This is a genomic window from Hydrogenophaga palleronii NBRC 102513, assembly GCF_001571225.1.
GTDB classification, from domain to species: domain Bacteria; phylum Pseudomonadota; class Gammaproteobacteria; order Burkholderiales; family Burkholderiaceae_C; genus Hydrogenophaga; species Hydrogenophaga palleronii.
Window position 1 is genome coordinate 52,126 of the sequence record NZ_BCTJ01000019.1, and the last position, 15,735, is coordinate 67,860.

General features: G+C 69.0%; 14 protein-coding genes. 4 read left to right on the plus strand and 10 right to left on the minus strand.

Features of this window, described 5'->3' with window-relative positions; genetic code table 11:
- The first annotated feature begins 2 nt into the window (after positions 1–2).
- The 4 genes from HPA01S_RS14230 to HPA01S_RS14245 are packed head-to-tail and all read left to right on the plus strand — an operon-like array spanning position 3 to position 3,680.
- On the plus strand, positions 3–1,112 hold the full coding sequence (locus tag HPA01S_RS14230) for a FecCD family ABC transporter permease (protein WP_084360695.1): 1,110 nt from the start codon (positions 3–5) through the stop codon (positions 1,110–1,112).
- Entirely contained in the window at positions 1,109–1,912 is an 804-nt protein-coding gene (locus HPA01S_RS14235) for an ABC transporter ATP-binding protein (RefSeq protein ID WP_245638657.1), read from the plus strand. Before HPA01S_RS14230 ends, HPA01S_RS14235 begins: the two co-directional genes overlap by 4 nt.
- Positions 1,909–2,688: a (2Fe-2S) ferredoxin domain-containing protein gene (locus tag HPA01S_RS14240; protein WP_066271196.1), complete on the plus strand. Its 780-nt coding sequence runs from the start codon at positions 1,909–1,911 to the stop codon at positions 2,686–2,688. The genes HPA01S_RS14235 and HPA01S_RS14240 overlap by 4 nt, the downstream gene beginning before the upstream one ends.
- Positions 2,685–3,680: an LLM class flavin-dependent oxidoreductase gene (locus tag HPA01S_RS14245; RefSeq protein WP_245638658.1), complete on the plus strand. Its 996-nt coding sequence runs from the start codon at positions 2,685–2,687 to the stop codon at positions 3,678–3,680. Before HPA01S_RS14240 ends, HPA01S_RS14245 begins: the two co-directional genes overlap by 4 nt.
- 76 nt (positions 3,681–3,756) lie before the next feature.
- On the opposite strand, the gene HPA01S_RS14250 is transcribed toward HPA01S_RS14245, so the two are convergent.
- From HPA01S_RS14250 to HPA01S_RS14295, 10 genes are all read right to left on the minus strand, one after another.
- Positions 3,757–4,155, minus strand: coding sequence for a hypothetical protein (locus tag HPA01S_RS14250; protein WP_066271198.1), 399 nt, complete (start codon positions 4,153–4,155; stop codon positions 3,757–3,759).
- A gap of 168 nt (positions 4,156–4,323) precedes the next feature.
- A complete protein-coding gene (locus HPA01S_RS14255) occupies positions 4,324–4,866 on the minus strand; it encodes a hypothetical protein (RefSeq protein WP_066271205.1) in 543 nt (180 codons plus the stop codon).
- A 229-nt stretch (positions 4,867–5,095) separates the two neighbouring features.
- Complete coding sequence (locus HPA01S_RS14260) at positions 5,096–6,211, minus strand: porin (protein WP_066271209.1); 1,116 nt, start codon at positions 6,209–6,211, stop codon at positions 5,096–5,098.
- 196 nt (positions 6,212–6,407) lie between these two features.
- Positions 6,408–7,460 (minus strand): phosphotriesterase family protein, encoded by a 1,053-nt coding sequence (locus tag HPA01S_RS14265; RefSeq protein WP_066271210.1) that lies wholly within the window; start codon positions 7,458–7,460, stop codon positions 6,408–6,410.
- A complete protein-coding gene (locus HPA01S_RS14270) occupies positions 7,457–8,749 on the minus strand; it encodes an aspartate aminotransferase family protein (RefSeq protein ID WP_066271212.1) in 1,293 nt (430 codons plus the stop codon). The genes HPA01S_RS14265 and HPA01S_RS14270 overlap by 4 nt, the downstream gene beginning before the upstream one ends.
- A gap of 33 nt (positions 8,750–8,782) precedes the next feature.
- Positions 8,783–10,294, minus strand: coding sequence for a M81 family metallopeptidase (locus tag HPA01S_RS14275; protein WP_066271213.1), 1,512 nt, complete (start codon positions 10,292–10,294; stop codon positions 8,783–8,785).
- The gene (locus tag HPA01S_RS14280; RefSeq protein ID WP_066271214.1) at positions 10,291–11,928 is read right to left on the minus strand and encodes an ABC transporter ATP-binding protein; all 1,638 of its coding nucleotides are present in this window, start codon (positions 11,926–11,928) and stop codon (positions 10,291–10,293) included. Before HPA01S_RS14280 ends, HPA01S_RS14275 begins: the two co-directional genes overlap by 4 nt.
- 2 nt (positions 11,929–11,930) lie before the next feature.
- Positions 11,931–12,872 carry an ABC transporter permease gene (locus HPA01S_RS14285; RefSeq protein WP_066271290.1) on the minus strand — a complete coding sequence of 314 codons (942 nt, stop codon included), beginning with the start codon at positions 12,870–12,872 and terminating at the stop codon, positions 11,931–11,933.
- Positions 12,873–12,890: 18 nt separating this feature from the next.
- Positions 12,891–13,832 (minus strand): ABC transporter permease, encoded by a 942-nt coding sequence (locus HPA01S_RS14290; protein WP_066271217.1) that lies wholly within the window; start codon positions 13,830–13,832, stop codon positions 12,891–12,893.
- Positions 13,833–13,853: 21 nt separating this feature from the next.
- On the minus strand, positions 13,854–15,437 hold the full coding sequence (locus tag HPA01S_RS14295) for an ABC transporter substrate-binding protein (RefSeq protein ID WP_066271219.1): 1,584 nt from the start codon (positions 15,435–15,437) through the stop codon (positions 13,854–13,856).
- Positions 15,438–15,735 lie beyond the last annotated feature (298 nt).

Here is a 15,735-nt window from a genome sequence, read left to right on the forward strand (position 1 = left end):
CGATGGCCGGCGCACGCCCCGACACACCCACCGAACCTTCGGCGGCGCTGCTCACGCTGCAGCAAGGCATCACGTCCTTGCGTGTCTGCCGCTGGCGCGTGGCGCTGCTGGCTGTGCTGGTGTTGGGCGCTACCGTGCTTGCCTCGCTGAGCCTGGGTGTGCAGGCGCAGCCCGCCAGCACGGTGCTGCGCGAACTGCTGTCGCTGCTGCCGGGTCTGGAGTTTCTCGCCACGCCCGGCGCAGCGCGCGAGGTGTTGCTGCAGCTGCGCCTGCCGCGCACGCTGATGGCGCTGGTCTGCGGCGCCGGCCTGGCCATGGCCGGCGTGGCCATGCAGGGCATCACACGCAATCCGCTGGTGAGTCCCTACACGCTGGGCATTTCGCCGGCGGCCGCGTTCGGTGCGTCCATCGCCATCCTGCTGGGCTGGAACAGCTTGCCAGGCACCGGCGCCTACTGGATGGTGGGCCTGGCGTTTTTCTCGGCGCTGGTCTGCGCCGTGGGTGTGCTCGGCCTGGCCGCGCTGCGCGGTGTCAACGCCATCGTGCTGGTGCTGGCGGGCGTGGCCTTCACCTACCTGTTCGGCGCACTCACCGCCACGCTGCAGTTCTTTGCCAACGAACAGCAGCTCGCCGCCATCGTGCACTGGACCTTTGGTTCGCTCAACGGCCGCAGCTGGCACGAGGTGGGCGTGGCCGGTGGTGTGTGGCTGCTCTGCGCGCCGGTGCTGCTGCTGCACGCAGGCGCGCTGAACGCCTTCAGCGCCGGTGGTGACGACGTGGCGGCGTCACTCGGTGTGGCGGTGGCGCGCACACGCATCGCGGTCACGTTGGCGGCGGTGCTGTCGAGCGCGGCCATCGTGAGCTTCACCGGTGTCATCGGTTTCGTGGGCCTGGTGGCGCCGCACATCGCACGCTTGCTCATCGGTGGTGACCACCGCGCGCTGCTGCCGTTCGCCGCGCTGGTCGGTGCCTTGCTGGTGCTGCTGGCCGACATGGCCGGGCGCCTCCTGTTTGCGCCGGTGGTGGTGCCGGTCGGCATCGTGGTGGCTTTTGTCGGTGTGCCGCTCTTCCTGCACCTGCTGCTGACGCGGCGCAACGAGATGGCGGCGTGACGCACACCGCACCACCGCCCCTGTTGCGCGCCGAAGGCCTGCGCAGCCGCTACGGCCACCGCACATCGCCGGAGGTGCTGCAAGGCATCGGCTTCTCGCTGGCTGCCGGTGAGGTGGTGGGCCTGATCGGCCCCAACGGCTCGGGCAAAAGCTCCTTGCTCAAGTGCATTGCCGGGCTGCGGCCACTGAGCGCAGGCAGCCTGCAACTGCAGGGGCGCGCCCTCGCCGATTACCGGCGCGACGAGCTTGCGCGCTGCGTGGCCTACGTGCCGCAACACACCGGCCCCACCATGTCGCTGCGTGTGCTCGACATGGTGATGCTCGGCCGCCTGCCGCACCGCGGCCGCCACAGCGCGGCCGAAGACCAGCGCATCTGCCTCGCCGCCATCGAACGCCTCGCGCTGCAAGCGCTGGCGCTGCGGCATTTCAGCGACCTCAGCGGCGGCGAACGCCAGCGGGTGTTGATGGCGCGCGCCCTGGCGCAACAAGGCCGCCTGCTGCTGCTCGACGAACCCACCAGCGACCTCGACCTGCGCCACCAGCTCACCACCTTGCAGACAGTAAGAGACCTCGCCGACCAGGCCGGTGTGGGCGCCGTCATGGCCATCCACGACCTCGCACTGGCCGCGCGTTTCTGCGACCGCCTGCTGATGCTGCGCGGCGGCCGGCTGCTGCAGGCCGGGCCGTCGGCCGAGGTGTTGACACCGGCCCACATCGAGGCCCTGTTCGACGTCGGCGCACACGTCGGTACCGACGCCGGCCTGACCTACGTGATCCCGACCACCGCCGAGCGACCATGAACGACCCAACCCTCACCGCCGGGCGGCGTGCCGCCATCCTGCTGGCCAAGGCCTCGATCACCGGCGCCGCCAGCCGCGAGATGGAAACACTCGCGCGCGGCGTGTTGGGCGGCTCGCGGTTTCACACGGTGCTGCACGCCTTCAGCGAACAAGGCAGCCCGAGCCTGCGCGAGGTGCTCAACAGCCTGGGTGAAGCAGCGGCGCCGTTCGACGAGATCTGCATCCTGCCCTGCCTGCTGCCGATGGAGCCCGGCTTCAAGACCTGGATCACCGGTGCGGTGCAGCGCTGGGCACAACACATGGCCGCTGCCGGGCGCACGCTGCCACGCATCACCGTCACCGAGGGCCCCAGCCAGGCGGCCGCCATGCTGGGCGTGCTGCAGGCGGTGTGCGACGGCCCGACCACCGAGGTGGCGCCCGCCAAGGCGGGTGCACCGGCCTTGGGTTCGGTGATCCCGCCGCAGAAGCGGCGTGTGCTGGTGTGCCAGGGCGGCCCTTGCAACGACGCCGGTGCGGCGCTGGTCTGGGGCCACCTGCGCAACGAACAGAAACGGCTCGACCTGCGCACCACCGGCGACGGCATGATGAGCGCCCGCACCAGCTGCCTCGGCCCCTGCAAACTCGCGCCCGTGGTGCAGGTGTTTCCCGAAGGCACCTGGTACGGCGGTGTGGACGAAGCCGGTATGGACCGCATCGTCGCCGAGCACCTGCTGCAGGGCCAGCCGGTCGAAGCGCTGGCCTACGCGCCGAGCCCCGACAAACAGGTTTTGCGGTGACTCTCGGCGACACGCCCACGACGGTGGCGATATCTGCCGCGGCGCCATCGCAACCGGCGCCACCACCCGGACTGCGCATCGACCTCGCCGGCTGGACACGCGACGCCACACGCGGCAGCGCGCACGATTTTTTTGCGCTGTTCGAGACCGCCGAACAACTCGGGTTTGACGGCGTATGGTTCAGCGAATTCCGCCTCGCCTCGCCCGACTGGCCCTACCCCTCGCCGCTGCTGCTGGCCGCTGCCCTTCTCGCACGCACCGAACGGTTGCGCATCGGCACCGCTGTGCTGGTGCTGCCCCTGCACAAGCCGCAACTGCTGGCGGAAGAACTGCAACAGCTGGCTTTTCAGAGTGGTGGCCGTCTCGATGTCGGCCTAGGCCGCGGCACCGACCCTGCCACGCTGAATGCGCTGGGCATTCGGCCCGAAGACACCCGGCCGCTCTTTGAAAAAGCCTGCGATACCTTGCTGGCAGGGCCGCACCCACCGCTCTACATCGGCGGCACCACGGCCGAGAGCATCGACTTCGCCGTGCAGCGCGACCTGCCCCTGTTGCTGAGCCTGGAGCCACCCGAAGCGCGCCAGCTGACCCTGCTCGACGCTGCCGCAGGCGCAGCCGCGCCGGGCTTGCGGGCGCGCTCGTCGCTCGCGCGTTATGTCTGCATTGCGCCCACACGTGCCGAAGCGTTGGCGCAGCTCGAGCAGCTATGGCCTCGCCTGCACGAACGCCGCGTGTATTTCGCCGCCAAACGCGGCGTGCCGTCGCACGAGGTGCAGCCCATCGACACCAGCCGCATGCTGCGCGAACAGTTCGTCTGGGGCGAAGCCGAGCAGTGCCTGGCGCAGCTCAAGGTCCTGCTCGAGCACACCGGCATCCAAGCGCTGCGCTGTGTGTTCAACGCCAACGGCCTGCTGGACAACACCACTGCGCTGGCGCACATGCGGCTGTTTGCACGGGAAGTGTTGCCAGTGCTGCGCACACAGCTCGCCTGACGCCGCCTGCAGCAGATCACGCACCGACGCCGGCACGGCGCTCAAGTGCACCGGCCGGCGTTGCTCAGCGCACCATTCAGCCCTTGCCCTTGGCAGCCATCACAGCACGTTCGTGGACCGCCTTGGCGTCGGCCTTGCACACCTTCATGGCGTCGCCGGCCTGGTCTTCGCACTTTTCCTTGGCCAGGTCGTAAGCGGCGTCGGCCTTGGCCATTTCGTGCTTGCGGGCGTTGGCTTCGGTGGTCTTGTACTTGTGCTCCAGTTCGGCACGGGCCACCTTTTCGTTGCCCTTGGCTTCCACCTGGCACACGTCCTTGGCGTTGTCCTTCATGCTGTCGCAGGCCTTCTTGGCGTTCTTGTAGTCCATCTCGATGCGGTCCTTGGCCGCGTCGTGTTCGGCCTTGGTCATCGTCTGTGCCGATGCGAAGGCGGATGCGGCACAGAGGGCAATGGCGGTGAATGTCTTGATGTACATGGCGGCTCCTTCAGGGGTTGCTGGAAGCTTCATCTTCATTGCAACGCCATGCGGCCATCCGTAGGAGAAGCGCGTCGACAGGTGTAGGAAAACCCGCAGTACCGCGGCTTGCGGAAGCGTTTGAACACATCTGCCGGTGCCGACTGTGCGGCAGCGCACAGAGGCGGCTCAATCCGCCGCGGGAGCACCGCCTGGCAACACGTACCCCTTGCCCAGCAGGCTGCGGCCCGACAGCAGCGCGAACTGGGTGCCTGGTGTGAGCTGGGCCAGTGCCAGCTCGGGGCGCAGGAACTGCACGTCCAGCGTGCAGGGCACTTCGGGCACCGGCTCGGCGTCGTGCGGCACCGCCAGGCGGGTGGTGAAACCCTCGGTGCCGACCACCAGTGCGCCATCGAAAAAACCGGCACGGATCGGCCGGCTCTGCCGTGGTGTGTCGGCCGCGAGCAGGGTGAGTTCGATGCGCGCGTGCGGCTCGAACACGGTGCCGGGGGCGAAGCCGGGCGGCAGGTGCTTGGGGGTCTTGGCGCGCTGGAGCAGCCAGCCGATGATGTTGCCGACGATGGGCAGCCACAGCACCATCAACAATGACCCGAGATCGCGCGCACCCGATGGGTCCGGCGCGAACCAGCGCAGCAGGCCGCCCGCGAGCGCGAGCACCAGCATCACCACGGTGATGAGCTGGCGGCGTGAGGAGGTCGTGGCTTGGGTCATGGCGCGGCAGTGAGGGGAGGTGGAGAGCGGGATGGGTGCCGCTGCGGGGTGCCGTCGATCTTATCCGCGCACTGGATGAGCCACCGCAAGCCATCAGTGCGGCTGATGGATCCGCGCCTCGGCGCGGTTCGTGTTCGGCCAGCCAGGCCATGCACGCAGCTGCAACACGCCGCCGCGCGGCGCGTTGCACAACCCGCTTCGGGCGGGAGCCCGAAGCGGGTGGCCAGCGTCAGAAGCGGTGGCGGATGCCGACGCGCAGTGCGTTCTGGCTGTCACTGGACGACGGGGCGTTGGTCACCAGCACCGCGCGCGTGTTCGGGCCCGAGGCCTTGCGCGAGTTGAAGGTGAGGTACACGTCGGTGCGCTTGGAGAGGTAGTAGTCAGCGCCCAGCGTGAAGGTGGTCCAGGCGGAAGACTCCAGCTTGGCGCGTTGCACGCCCGAGGACAGGATCAGCTCACCCATCTTGTGCGCCACCGAGACGCCCAGCGTCTTCATCGCGTCCGATGCGCCATTGGCCAGTTCGTACTTCGTGCGCGTGGTCAGCGCTGCCAGCGTGGTCGGGCCGAACGCGTAAGAGGCGCCGATGCCGGTGGCCTGGTACTCGGGCAGCACGAAGGCAGTGGCGGGCGTGGCCAGCGTCGTGCCCAGGAACTGCGACACGCCGTAGCCGGTGCCCGGGCGCACGGTGTGGCCCTGGATGCTGGTGGTGGCAAAACCCATGTTGAACGGGCCGTTGGCGTAGCTGGCGCTGGCGCTCCAGGCATTGCCGGTGTTGGTGGCGCTGGTGCCGCCTTCGGACAGGGCGCGCTGCAGGCCGAACTTGAAGCCGGCGAAGTCGGGGCTCAGGTAGGTGATCTGGTTGTCCAGCCAGCCACCGGCCACGCGGTCGGCATCACCCGGCGTCATGCCGTAGATGCCGGTGGTGAAGGCGGGGTGGAAACGCAGCAGGGTGCCGACCATCTGGTCGAACTGGCGGCCTGCGGTGATCTGCCCGTACTGCTTGTGCGACAGGCCGACGATCGCCGCGCGGCCGAAGCTCAGGCCACCCTGGCGCAGCACGCCGGTGTCGGTTGCAAAACCCATTTCCAGGTTGAAGATTGCGGCCAGGCCGCCACCCAGGTCTTCGCGGCCGCGAAAGCCCAGACGGCTGCCCTGGGACACGCCGTCGTCCACGCGCGTGATGCCCTGGCCGCCGACGTTGCTCACGCGGGTCAGGCCGATGTCGAGCACGCCGTAGAGGCTCACGCTGGACGTGGGCGCGGGGGTCGCTTGCGCGAGTGCGCTGAGCGGGCTCAGTGCGACCATGCCGAGGCAGGCCAGACCAACGAGGTTCGAATGTTTCACAGTGCTTGCTCCATTTGCCAGTGGTGGCGCCTGCGCGGCGCCGGTTGCGGTTTCCGGAGCGGGTGCTCCGGGCCTTGGGTGGGCCTTGCGGCCGTTTTCGGGCAACAGAAGCCCCGGCACGTGCGCCCTGGGGCACGCGCGCAGCGCTCTGTCGGGGATGGGAAGGAAAGAAAAAACTGCCGGCGGTGCGCCCAACTCAGATCAAGGTCAGCAGGCGGCGCGGGGTCTTCACCAGGATGGTGTCGACGTCGTCCTGCGTGAAGCCGCGGCGCAGCATGCGCGGCGCGATGTTGGCGAAGATGTGCTGGTAGCCGTGGCCGCCGTAGCGGCCCAGCCGGGTGCGGGTGCAGATGTCGTGGCTGATCAGCACCTGGTCGCGGTGGCCGCGGTCCACCAGCAGCTTGACCATGCGCAGCCGCGCGCCGTCGTTGGGCATGTCGATGTCGGCCGCCGGGTAGGCGGTCTGCTCCCAGCCGAACAGGTCGAACTCGATCACGCAGCCGGTGTCGGCCAGGCGCAGCAGGCGCTCATCGTCGAAGATGGTGCGGTCGATGTGGCTGATCACCACGCGGTCCACCGCCTGGCCGCGCGCGCGGATGAAGTCCACCACCTCCATCGGCTGGTCGGCATCGCGGCCGGGGTGCACGTTGAGCGCGGCACCGGTCTCCTGCATCGCGCTGATGGCGCCGTGCATCACGCGTTGCTCCAGGTCGGTCCAGGGCGCCTGGCAGCCGATCTCGCCGATGATGCCGGCGCGCACCTTGGTGCCCCAGGCACCGACGGTGATCTGCTCGACCATCTCGCGCGCGAAATCGTCGGCCGAGCGGGTGTGGTTGGCCGGGTGCTGGTAGTCGTTCACGTAGTGGCCGCAGCCCATGACGACGTGCACGCCGGTGGCGCGCGCCACCTCCACCAGCCGGTCGGGCTGCGGGTTCAGGCCACCCACCGTCAGGTCCACCAGCGAGGCACCGCCGGCGGCTTTCATGTCGTTGAGTTCGGCCACCGCCACGTCCACCTCGTCGAGCCGGTAGTTGCGCATGAACGGCTTCTGGCCGTAGGCGATGCCCCAGCAGTTGCAGAGGTCGATCTCGGCCTCCTGCTCGGCCGGCGGGTTCAGGCGCAGCGGCGGCGGCGTGAGGTCGATGAACACGTGCTCGTGCATCAGGGTCGGGCCGAGTTCGGCCGGGTCCAGCAGGCCCAGCACGGTCTGCACGCGGCCCTTGCGCTCGTTGCCGCCGGTGTCGCTCATGCCGGCAGGCCTGCGCCGTACTGGACCACGAAGGCTTCGACCGCGCCGTGGAAACGTTCCAGGTCTGCGTCGGTCAGCGGCAGCGACAGCACGATGAAGCCGCGCCGTGCCACGTAGAAGCCGTGGGCCAGCATGTGGAAGAAGAACAGGTCCTTGACCAGGTGTTCGTTGGCCGGGATGTCGTCCACGTTGCGGATCTCGTCGCGCGTGGCGTGCAGGTTCATCAGCGAACCCAGGCCGGTGAACTGCAGGCCCACGCCGTGGGTTTTGCAGGTGGCGTTGAGGCGCTCGCGCAGCGCGTCGCCGCGCGCGTTGAACGCCACCGCCACCTCGGGCGTGTAGATCTGGCTCAGCCCGACGATGCCGGCCGACATGCTCAGCACGTTGTTGTTGAAGGTGCCGGCGTGGCCCAGGTGGCCCGGCTGGCGCGGGTCGAACAGGGCCATCACGTCCTCACGGCCGCCGAAGGCGCCGAACGACATGCCGCCGCCGATGTACTTGCCCAGCGTGGTCATGTCGGGCACGATGCCCAGCGCCGCCTGGCGGCCACCCGGCGTCAGCCGCGAGGTCATGACCTCGTCGAACATCAGCAGCGCGCCGGCCTCGGTGGCCAGGCGGCGCAGGTCGGCCATGAACGCGGGGCGCCCGACGATGCAGCCGCCGGCGCCCTGCATGGGCTCCACCAGGATGGCCGCCAGGTCACTCGCGTGTTCGGCCACCAGCGCAGCGGCGCCGGCCTGGTCGTTGTAGGTGCCGAGCACGAAATCGTGCGGCACGTTGATCGGCGAATGGCCGCCCGCGAAGGTCACCACACCACCGTGGTAACCGCCCTTGAACACCAGGATCTTCTGGCGCCCGGTGAACCGTTTGGCCGCGGCGATGGCCAGCAGGTTGGCCTCGGTGCCGGAGTTGGTGAAGCGCAGCCGCTGCACCGAGGGGAAACGTTGGGTCACCAGCTGCGCGAGTTGCGCTTCCAGCAGGTTGTGGCCGGTCAGGTTGATGCCGCCGTGCAGCGCGGTGATCACCGCGTCGCGGATCGCGGGGTGGCTGTGGCCGTACAGGCCGGCGGTGAACTCGCCCAGGAAGTCGGTGTACTCGTGGCCGTCGGCGTCCCACAGGCGGGCACCTTCGCCACGCGCGATGGCCAACGGGAACGGGTCGTAGTACAGCACGGAGCGGGTGTTGCCACCCGGCATGACGGCGGTGGCGGTCTCGTGGCGGGCACGGCTTTCCGGGTTGCCCGCCCAATAGGCGTCGCGCAGGCGGTTCAGTTCGATGTCGAGGTTCATGGGTTCCTGAAAGGGTTTCGGTGGGAGCGCGGCTCAGCCGGCGTCGGTGTCCAGCGGCCAGACGGGCCGCCGCAGGTTGCGGTAGGGCAGGGTGCTCAGGTCGGTGGCGTGGATGCCGCCGGCCTCCACGAACACGATGCCGCGGGCGATGGGCTCGATGTCGGCGCGGAAGTGGTTGATGCCCTTGAGCGCCACCACGTTGAGGCCTTCGATGTGCACCCCGAGCGCGCGGTACTGGTCGCGCCCTTCGGCCTGCACGCGGTTGCTGGCGACGATGATCTGCACCTCGCCGCTTTGCAGCAGGGCGCTGGCGCCGATGGAGGCCGGCGTGCCGGTCTTGAACGGGCCGGTACGCACGAAGTGCCCGTCCGAGACCGCGAGCACACGCGCCTGCACGGGCACGGGTGCGCCGCCGAAGTCCGGATCGGTCTTGCCGCCGATGCGCAGGTCCAGCGTCTGGCCCACACCGGCCGCGATGGCCTGGCGCGCGCTCTCGGGGTCGTACAGCAGGCCCACCAGCGTGCCGGGCAGGTTGGCGGCCAGCAGGGCCTTCAACAGGCCGGTGGCGTCGCCGTAGCCACCGCCGCCCGGGCCGTCGGTGTAGTCGGCCAGGATCAGCGGGCCGGCGCGCTGCGCCGGTTCGCGGCAGCGCGCGAGTGCCTCGTCAATGCTTTGCAGTTGCACCGTGGTCTGGTCGCGCCAGCTGTAGGCGTCGTCGATCAGCTCGTCGGCCACGCGCTGGCAGAGCGCGGCGTCGCCGTCGCCCACCACCAGCGCCGAAGGGCCCGCCTCGTACACGTCGCCCATGTAGTAGCCGGCGTTGAGGCTCACGTCGAGCACGGCCGCTTCGCGCTGTTCCCAGTCGCGGGCGCGGGCGTGCAGGCGGGTCATGGGACCGTCACCCAGCGTGCGGCCCAGGTCCATGCCGGCGATCATCGCGCGCCGCGCCAGGTGGGTGCGCGGGCGGATCTCGCCGAGCAGGGCGCGCTGCACCAGCGCGCAGGCACGTTGGCCAGCCTGGTACTGGTCCACGTGCGGCGTGGTGCGGTAGCTGGTGAGGATGTCGGCGTAACGCACCATCGCATCGGTGACGTTGGCGTGCAGGTCCAGCGTGGCGGCCACCAGCACACCAGGCCCGACTTGCTGGCGGATGCGGCACAGCAGGTCGCCCTCGGGATCGGGCAGGCCATCGACGAACATCGCGCCGTGCAGCGACAGCACGACCGCGGCGGCGTCCGGGTTTTCCGACAGCGCGCGCAGCATGGGTTCGGTCAGCGCGTCGTAGGCGGCGCGCGTGACCGGGCCTGCGGTGGGCGCGCAGGCGCTCACCGTGGGCACCAGCTGCCAGCCGTGCGCCTCGGCGGCGTCGATGATGCCGCCGACCTCGGTGCGTGTGCCCCGCATGCGGCCGACGATGTCGTCGCCGAACAGCAGCTCTTCACGGCCGAACTCGGCCAGGGTGGTGCGCAGCCGGCTGAAGGCGTGGCTCTCGTGGCTCAGCCGCGCCACCACCACCTTGTGCCTGGGGATCAGGGTGGCGCTCATGCGGCGGCTCCGTGGAAAGCGAAGCCGCGCCCGGGCACCGAATCCAGCAGGGAGCGCGTGTAGGCGTGGGCCGGCTGGGTGAACACCTGGTGCGCCGGGCCTTCCTCGACGATGGCGCCCTGGTGCATGACGATGATGCGGTCGCAGATCTGATTGGCCACGCGCAGGTCGTGGGTGATGAACAGCAGGCCGATGCGCAGGCGCTTCTGGATGTCGTCGAGCAGCTCCAGGATTTGCGCCTGCACCGACACGTCCAGCGCCGACACCGCTTCGTCGGCAATCAGCAGCTGCGGATTGCAGGCGAGGGCGCGCGCGATGCAGATGCGCTGGCGCTGGCCGCCCGAGAACTCGTGCGGGTAACGGTGCAGCGCGTCGGGGCGCAGGCGCACCAGGGTCATCAGCTCCTCGGCACGGGCCCAGGCCTGGTCGTGCTGCTGGCCGGCGTTGACCGCGCCTTCGATGATGGACTCGCCCACGCTCTGGCGCGGGTTGAGCGAACGGTAGGGGTCCTGGAACACCACCTGCACCTGTTCGCGAAACGCCTTCAGTCGGCGTCCACGCGCTTGCTCGATCGGCTCGCCATTCGACAGCACGGTGCCGCCGGTGGGGTCGATCAGGCGCGCGATGCAGCGCGCCACGGTGGACTTGCCCGAACCCGACTCGCCCACGATGCCCACGGTCTCGCCCGGCCGCACCTGCAGCGAAACATCGCGCGCGGCGTGCACGTCCTTGCGGCCACCGAAGAGGCGGCGCGAGCTGTAGGTCTTGGCCAGGCCGCGGGCTTCGATCAGCGGTGCGGCCTCGGCCACCGGCGCGCGCTGCACCGGCTCCAGCCCGGGCACGGCCGACAGCAGCATGCGCGTGTAGGGCTCGCGCGGCGACTGCAGCACGTTGAGCTTGGAGCCTTGTTCAACCATCTCGCCCAGCCGCATCACCACCACGTGGTCGGCGATCTCGGCCACCACGCCGAAGTCGTGCGTGATGAACAGCACTGCGGTGCCGTTCTCGCGCTGCAGCTCCTTGATGAGCTTGAGGATCTCGGCCTGCGTGGTGACGTCCAGCGCAGTCGTGGGTTCGTCGCAGATCAGCAGCGCGGGCTTGAGGATCAGCGCCATGGCGATCATCACGCGCTGGCGCTGGCCGCCCGAGAGCTGGTGCGGGTACGCGCCGTAGATGCGCGGAGGCTCGGGCAGCCGCGTGCGGTCGAACACCTCCAGGATGCGCGCACGCCGCTCGGCGGGCGGCATGCTGGTGTGCACCGCCAGCATCTCGTCGAGCTGTTGGCCGCAGGTCATGACCGGGTTGAGCGCGGTCATCGGCTCCTGGAAGATCATGGCCATGCGTTCGCCACGCACGCGGCGCAGGCGCTCCTGCGGCATGGCCAGCACGTCTTCGCCCAGCAGGTTCACGCTGCCCTGCACCGGGGTGACGGCGGGTGGCAGCAGGCGCATCACGGTCTGCGCGATGACGGACTTGCCCGAGCCGGACTCACCCAGCAGGCAGGTGGTCTGGCCGGCGAAGACTTTGAAGGAAATGTGTTCCACCGCGTTGCTGCGGTCGGCGTTGGGCGGCAGCTGCACCGTGAGGTCGTGCACCGTCAGCACCGGTTGGATGGCGGAGGAGGAGTGGGTCATGGTCAGGCTCCGCGGCGGCGCAGTTTGGGGTCCAGCGTGTCGCGCAGGCCATCACCGAGGATGTTCACGGCCAGCACCGTCAGCGCCAGGAAGGCGCCCGGGAACAGCACGTTCTCGGGGTGTTCATTGAAGTTGACGCGGCCCTCGGACATGATGTTTCCCCAGGTCGGGATCTCGGGCGAGAGACCGATGCCGAGGAAGGACAGGATGGCCTCGACCAGCATGGCCGAGCCGCAGACGTAGGTGGCGTGCACGATCAGCGGCGCCACGGCGTTGGGCAGGATGTGGCGCCAGAGGATCTTCCAGGTCGGCGTGTTGAGCGCAACCGCCGCTTCCACATACGGCTCTTCGCGCACCGACAGCACGATGGAGCGCAGCAGCCGCGCCACGCGCGGAATCTCGGGGATGGCGATGGCCACCACGATGGTCAGCAAGCTGGCGCGCCACATCGACACCAGCGCAATGGCCAGCAGGATGTTGGGGATCGCCATGAAGCCGTCCATCAGGCGCATCAGCACACCGTCGAGGCGGCGGAAGTAACCCGCCACCAGGCCGATCAGGCCGCCGCCGAGCATGGCGAGCACGGCCACCGCCACGCCCACCAGCAGCGAGACGCGCGCACCGTAGGCCACGCGGCTCCAGGTGTCGCGGCCGAAGCCGTCGGCGCCGAGCAGGAAGACGTGGTCGACGGCTTCGCCCGAGAGGTCGGTGAAGGGCGCGCGCGTGCCGGGCGCGATGTTGATGCTGCCCGGGTCGATGGCCGAAGGGTCGACCGTGCCCAGCCAGGGCGCGGCCACCGCCACGAAGGCCAGCAGGGCCAGCGCGCAGGCGCCGATGCGCACGGCGCCGTTGGCGCGCACCAGGCGCCAGGTGGAGGGCCGCTGGGCGGCCGGTGTGGCCTCTTCGGGTGCCACGGCGGGCAGGTCGCGGGGATCGGTGGTCATGGTGTTCATTCGGTCAGGTCAATAGCGGATGCGCGGGTCCAGCAGCACATAGCTCAGGTCGATCAGCAGGTTGATGAGCACATAGACCACCGAGAACAACAGGATCACGCCCTGGATCACCGGGAAGTCGCGCGAGAGCACCGCGTCCACGGTGAGCTGGCCCAGGCCGGGAATGGCGAACACGGTCTCGGTGACCACCACGCCACCGATCAGCAGCGCAATGCCGATGCCGATCACGGTGATGATGGGCACGGCCGCGTTGGCCAGCGCGTGGCGCATCAGCACGGCGCGCTCGGCCAGGCCCTTGGCGCGTGCGGTGCGGATGTGGTCTTCGGTCAACGCCTCCGACACGGCGGCGCGCGTGACCCGCGCGATCAGCGCGGTGTAGACCAGCGACAGCGTCACCGCCGGCAGCACCAGGTGCGAGAGCCAGGGGCCGACGCCCGCCGACAGGCGCGCATAACCCTGCACCGGCAACCAGCCGAGCTTGAGCGCGAACAGCCAGATCAGCACGTAGCCGATGACGAACACCGGCACCGAAAAACCGAGCACGGAGAAGCCCATCAGCGTGCGGTCGAGCCAGCCGCCGTGGCGCGCGGCCGCCAGCACACCCAGCGGCACGGCGATCAACACCGCCAGCACGATGGTGAGCGCGGCGAGCGACAGCGTGGGCTCCAGGCGCTGCGCGATCAGCGTGGTGACGCTGGTCTTGAAGTAGTAGGACTCGCCCAGGTGCCCCCGCATCAGCTCCCCGACCCAGATCAGGAACTGCGACGGCAGCGAGCCCTCCAGGCCCAGGCTCTGGCGCACAAGGGCGAGGTCTGCCTCGGTGCCCATGTCACCCACGATGAGCGCGGCGGGGTCGCCGGGCGTCAGACGCAGGATCAGGAACACGAAGACAGCGACGAAGATCAGGACCGGCAAGGTCGAAACCAGCCGGCGTGCGATGAAGGTGTACATGGCGTCTCGCGCGGCAGGGCCTCAGGGCTTGCTGATGTTCCAGTAGACGTTGGTCGTGCCGACCAGCACACCGCTGACCACGCCCTTGCGGTAGGCCACCGGGCGCAGCAGCTCACCCATCGGCGCGAAGGCGCCGATTTCGTAGGCGCGCACCTGGATGTCCTCGGCCAGTTGCTTGCGCTGCGCTTCGTTGCTGGCGCGGGCAAAGCTCGCACGCAGCTGCTCCATGCGCTCGTCGCTGGCCCAGCCGAACCAGCCGGCTTCGCCGTTGGCCGAGAGCGGCGCGTAGTTGACCGGGTTGAGAGCGTCTTCCGTGCCCCAGTAGGTCACGAAAGCGTTCCAGCCACCTTGTTCCGCCGGGTCCTTCTTGGCGCGGCGCGCCACCACCGAGCCCCAGTCCATCGACTTCATGTCGACGGTGAAACCACCCTGGCGCAGCAACTGCGCCACCACCGGCGGCAGCTTGGCCAGGGTGGTGTTGTCGGTGGCGTGCAGCAGCACCACGGGCTGGCCCTTGTAGCCCGCTTCCTTCAGCAGCTCACGCGCCTTGGCGAACTGCGGCTTGTCGGTGAACGCCAGGCTCTTCTTCGAGGCCAGCGGCGAACCGCAGGGGTAGACCGACATGCAGGTCTTGTACAGCTCGGGAATGCCGACCTGGGTGCGCAGCAGCGCGTCCTGGTTCATCGCGAGCATGGCGGCGTGGCGCACCCGCACGTCGTTGAACGGCGGCACCAGGTGGTTGAAGCGCAGCAGGTACTGTCCACCGGCGGCGGCCGCGGTGGTGATGCGGTTGTTCGCCTTCAACGAGGTGTAGTGCTCGAAGGGCACGGACTCGAGCATGTCGACTTCGCCGTTGACCAGCGCGTTGACCTGCGTCTGCGCGTCGCGCAACACCACCCACTCGACACGGTCGACCTTCACCGTCTTGCCGCCGGTGGTGCCGGACGGCGCCTCGGCGCGCGGCACGTACTTCGGATTCTTCAGGTACACCGCGCGCTCGCCGGGGCGGAACTCGTCGGCCTTGAACATGTACGGGCCCGAGCCGATGTGCTCGGCGATCTGCTTGTCTGCTGGCGTCTCCGCAATGCGCTTGGGCATGATGAACGGCACCAGCGAAGAAGGCTTGCCCAGCGACTCGAGCACCACGCCATAGGGCTCGCTGAACACCAGGCGGAAGCTGCTGGCAGAGACCGCGTCGGCCTTCTCCAGCGCGGCGTACATGCGCTGGCCCATCGGGTCGCGCTTGGCCCAGCGCGCCAGCGAGGCGAGCACGTCTTCGGCCGTCACCGGCTGGCCGTCGTGGAAGGCCAGGCCGCTGCGCAGCTTGAAGGTCCAGGTCTTGCCGTCGCTGCTCACGGTGTGCGACTCCACCATCTGCGGCTGGATGTGGCCCTTGGCATCGGTGCCGAACAGGGTGTCGTAAATCATGTAGCCGTGGTTGCGCGTGACCACCGCGGTGGTCCAGACCGGGTCCAGCACCTTCAGATCGGACGAGGGCACCAGACGGAACGTGCTGGCCGAGCCCTGCGCCAGGGCGGGGGCGGCCGCAAGAACCAGGGCGGCACCCAGGGTGGAGGCGAGCATGAAGCGGCGCGTGGATGACATGTGAACTCCTTGGTTAACACCGTTGAATGGGGGCGATGGGCATCTGTCTGGCGGGCGGCTGGCCGTCATGGTCCGGTTCGGACGAGATCGCGCAGGCCGCCTGGCAGGCCTGCATGGCATCAAGCAAACAATATGCCACATTGAACAATTAGTTTATTGTTCATCAGACAATAATATTTTGACCACTGGCGTAGAGACGCTGGAGAGGGATAACCCTAGTCCGCATGCGCGGCAGCGCCGCAGACGCCCAGGTGCGAGGCGCCCGCAACCGGTGCAAAGGACGACCCAATGCGGTGCA

Coding starts and splice junctions, on each gene's coding strand:
- HPA01S_RS14270 (WP_066271212.1), bottom strand. CDS start 8,749: ATGAACCTCGACATCGAACTGAACCGCCTGCGCGACGCCTATTGGGCG.
- HPA01S_RS14275 (WP_066271213.1), bottom strand. CDS start 10,294: ATGAGCGCCACCCTGATCCCCAGGCACAAGGTGGTGGTGGCGCGGCTG.
- HPA01S_RS14250 (WP_066271198.1), bottom strand. CDS start 4,155: ATGTACATCAAGACATTCACCGCCATTGCCCTCTGTGCCGCATCCGCC.
- HPA01S_RS14255 (WP_066271205.1), bottom strand. CDS start 4,866: ATGACCCAAGCCACGACCTCCTCACGCCGCCAGCTCATCACCGTGGTG.
- HPA01S_RS14280 (WP_066271214.1), bottom strand. CDS start 11,928: ATGACCCACTCCTCCTCCGCCATCCAACCGGTGCTGACGGTGCACGAC.
- HPA01S_RS14240 (WP_066271196.1), top strand. CDS start 1,909: ATGAACGACCCAACCCTCACCGCCGGGCGGCGTGCCGCCATCCTGCTG.
- HPA01S_RS14285 (WP_066271290.1), bottom strand. CDS start 12,872: ATGACCACCGATCCCCGCGACCTGCCCGCCGTGGCACCCGAAGAGGCC.
- HPA01S_RS14230 (WP_084360695.1), top strand. CDS start 3: ATGGCCGGCGCACGCCCCGACACACCCACCGAACCTTCGGCGGCGCTG.
- HPA01S_RS14290 (WP_066271217.1), bottom strand. CDS start 13,832: ATGTACACCTTCATCGCACGCCGGCTGGTTTCGACCTTGCCGGTCCTG.
- HPA01S_RS14295 (WP_066271219.1), bottom strand. CDS start 15,437: ATGTCATCCACGCGCCGCTTCATGCTCGCCTCCACCCTGGGTGCCGCC.
- HPA01S_RS14265 (WP_066271210.1), bottom strand. CDS start 7,460: ATGAGCGACACCGGCGGCAACGAGCGCAAGGGCCGCGTGCAGACCGTG.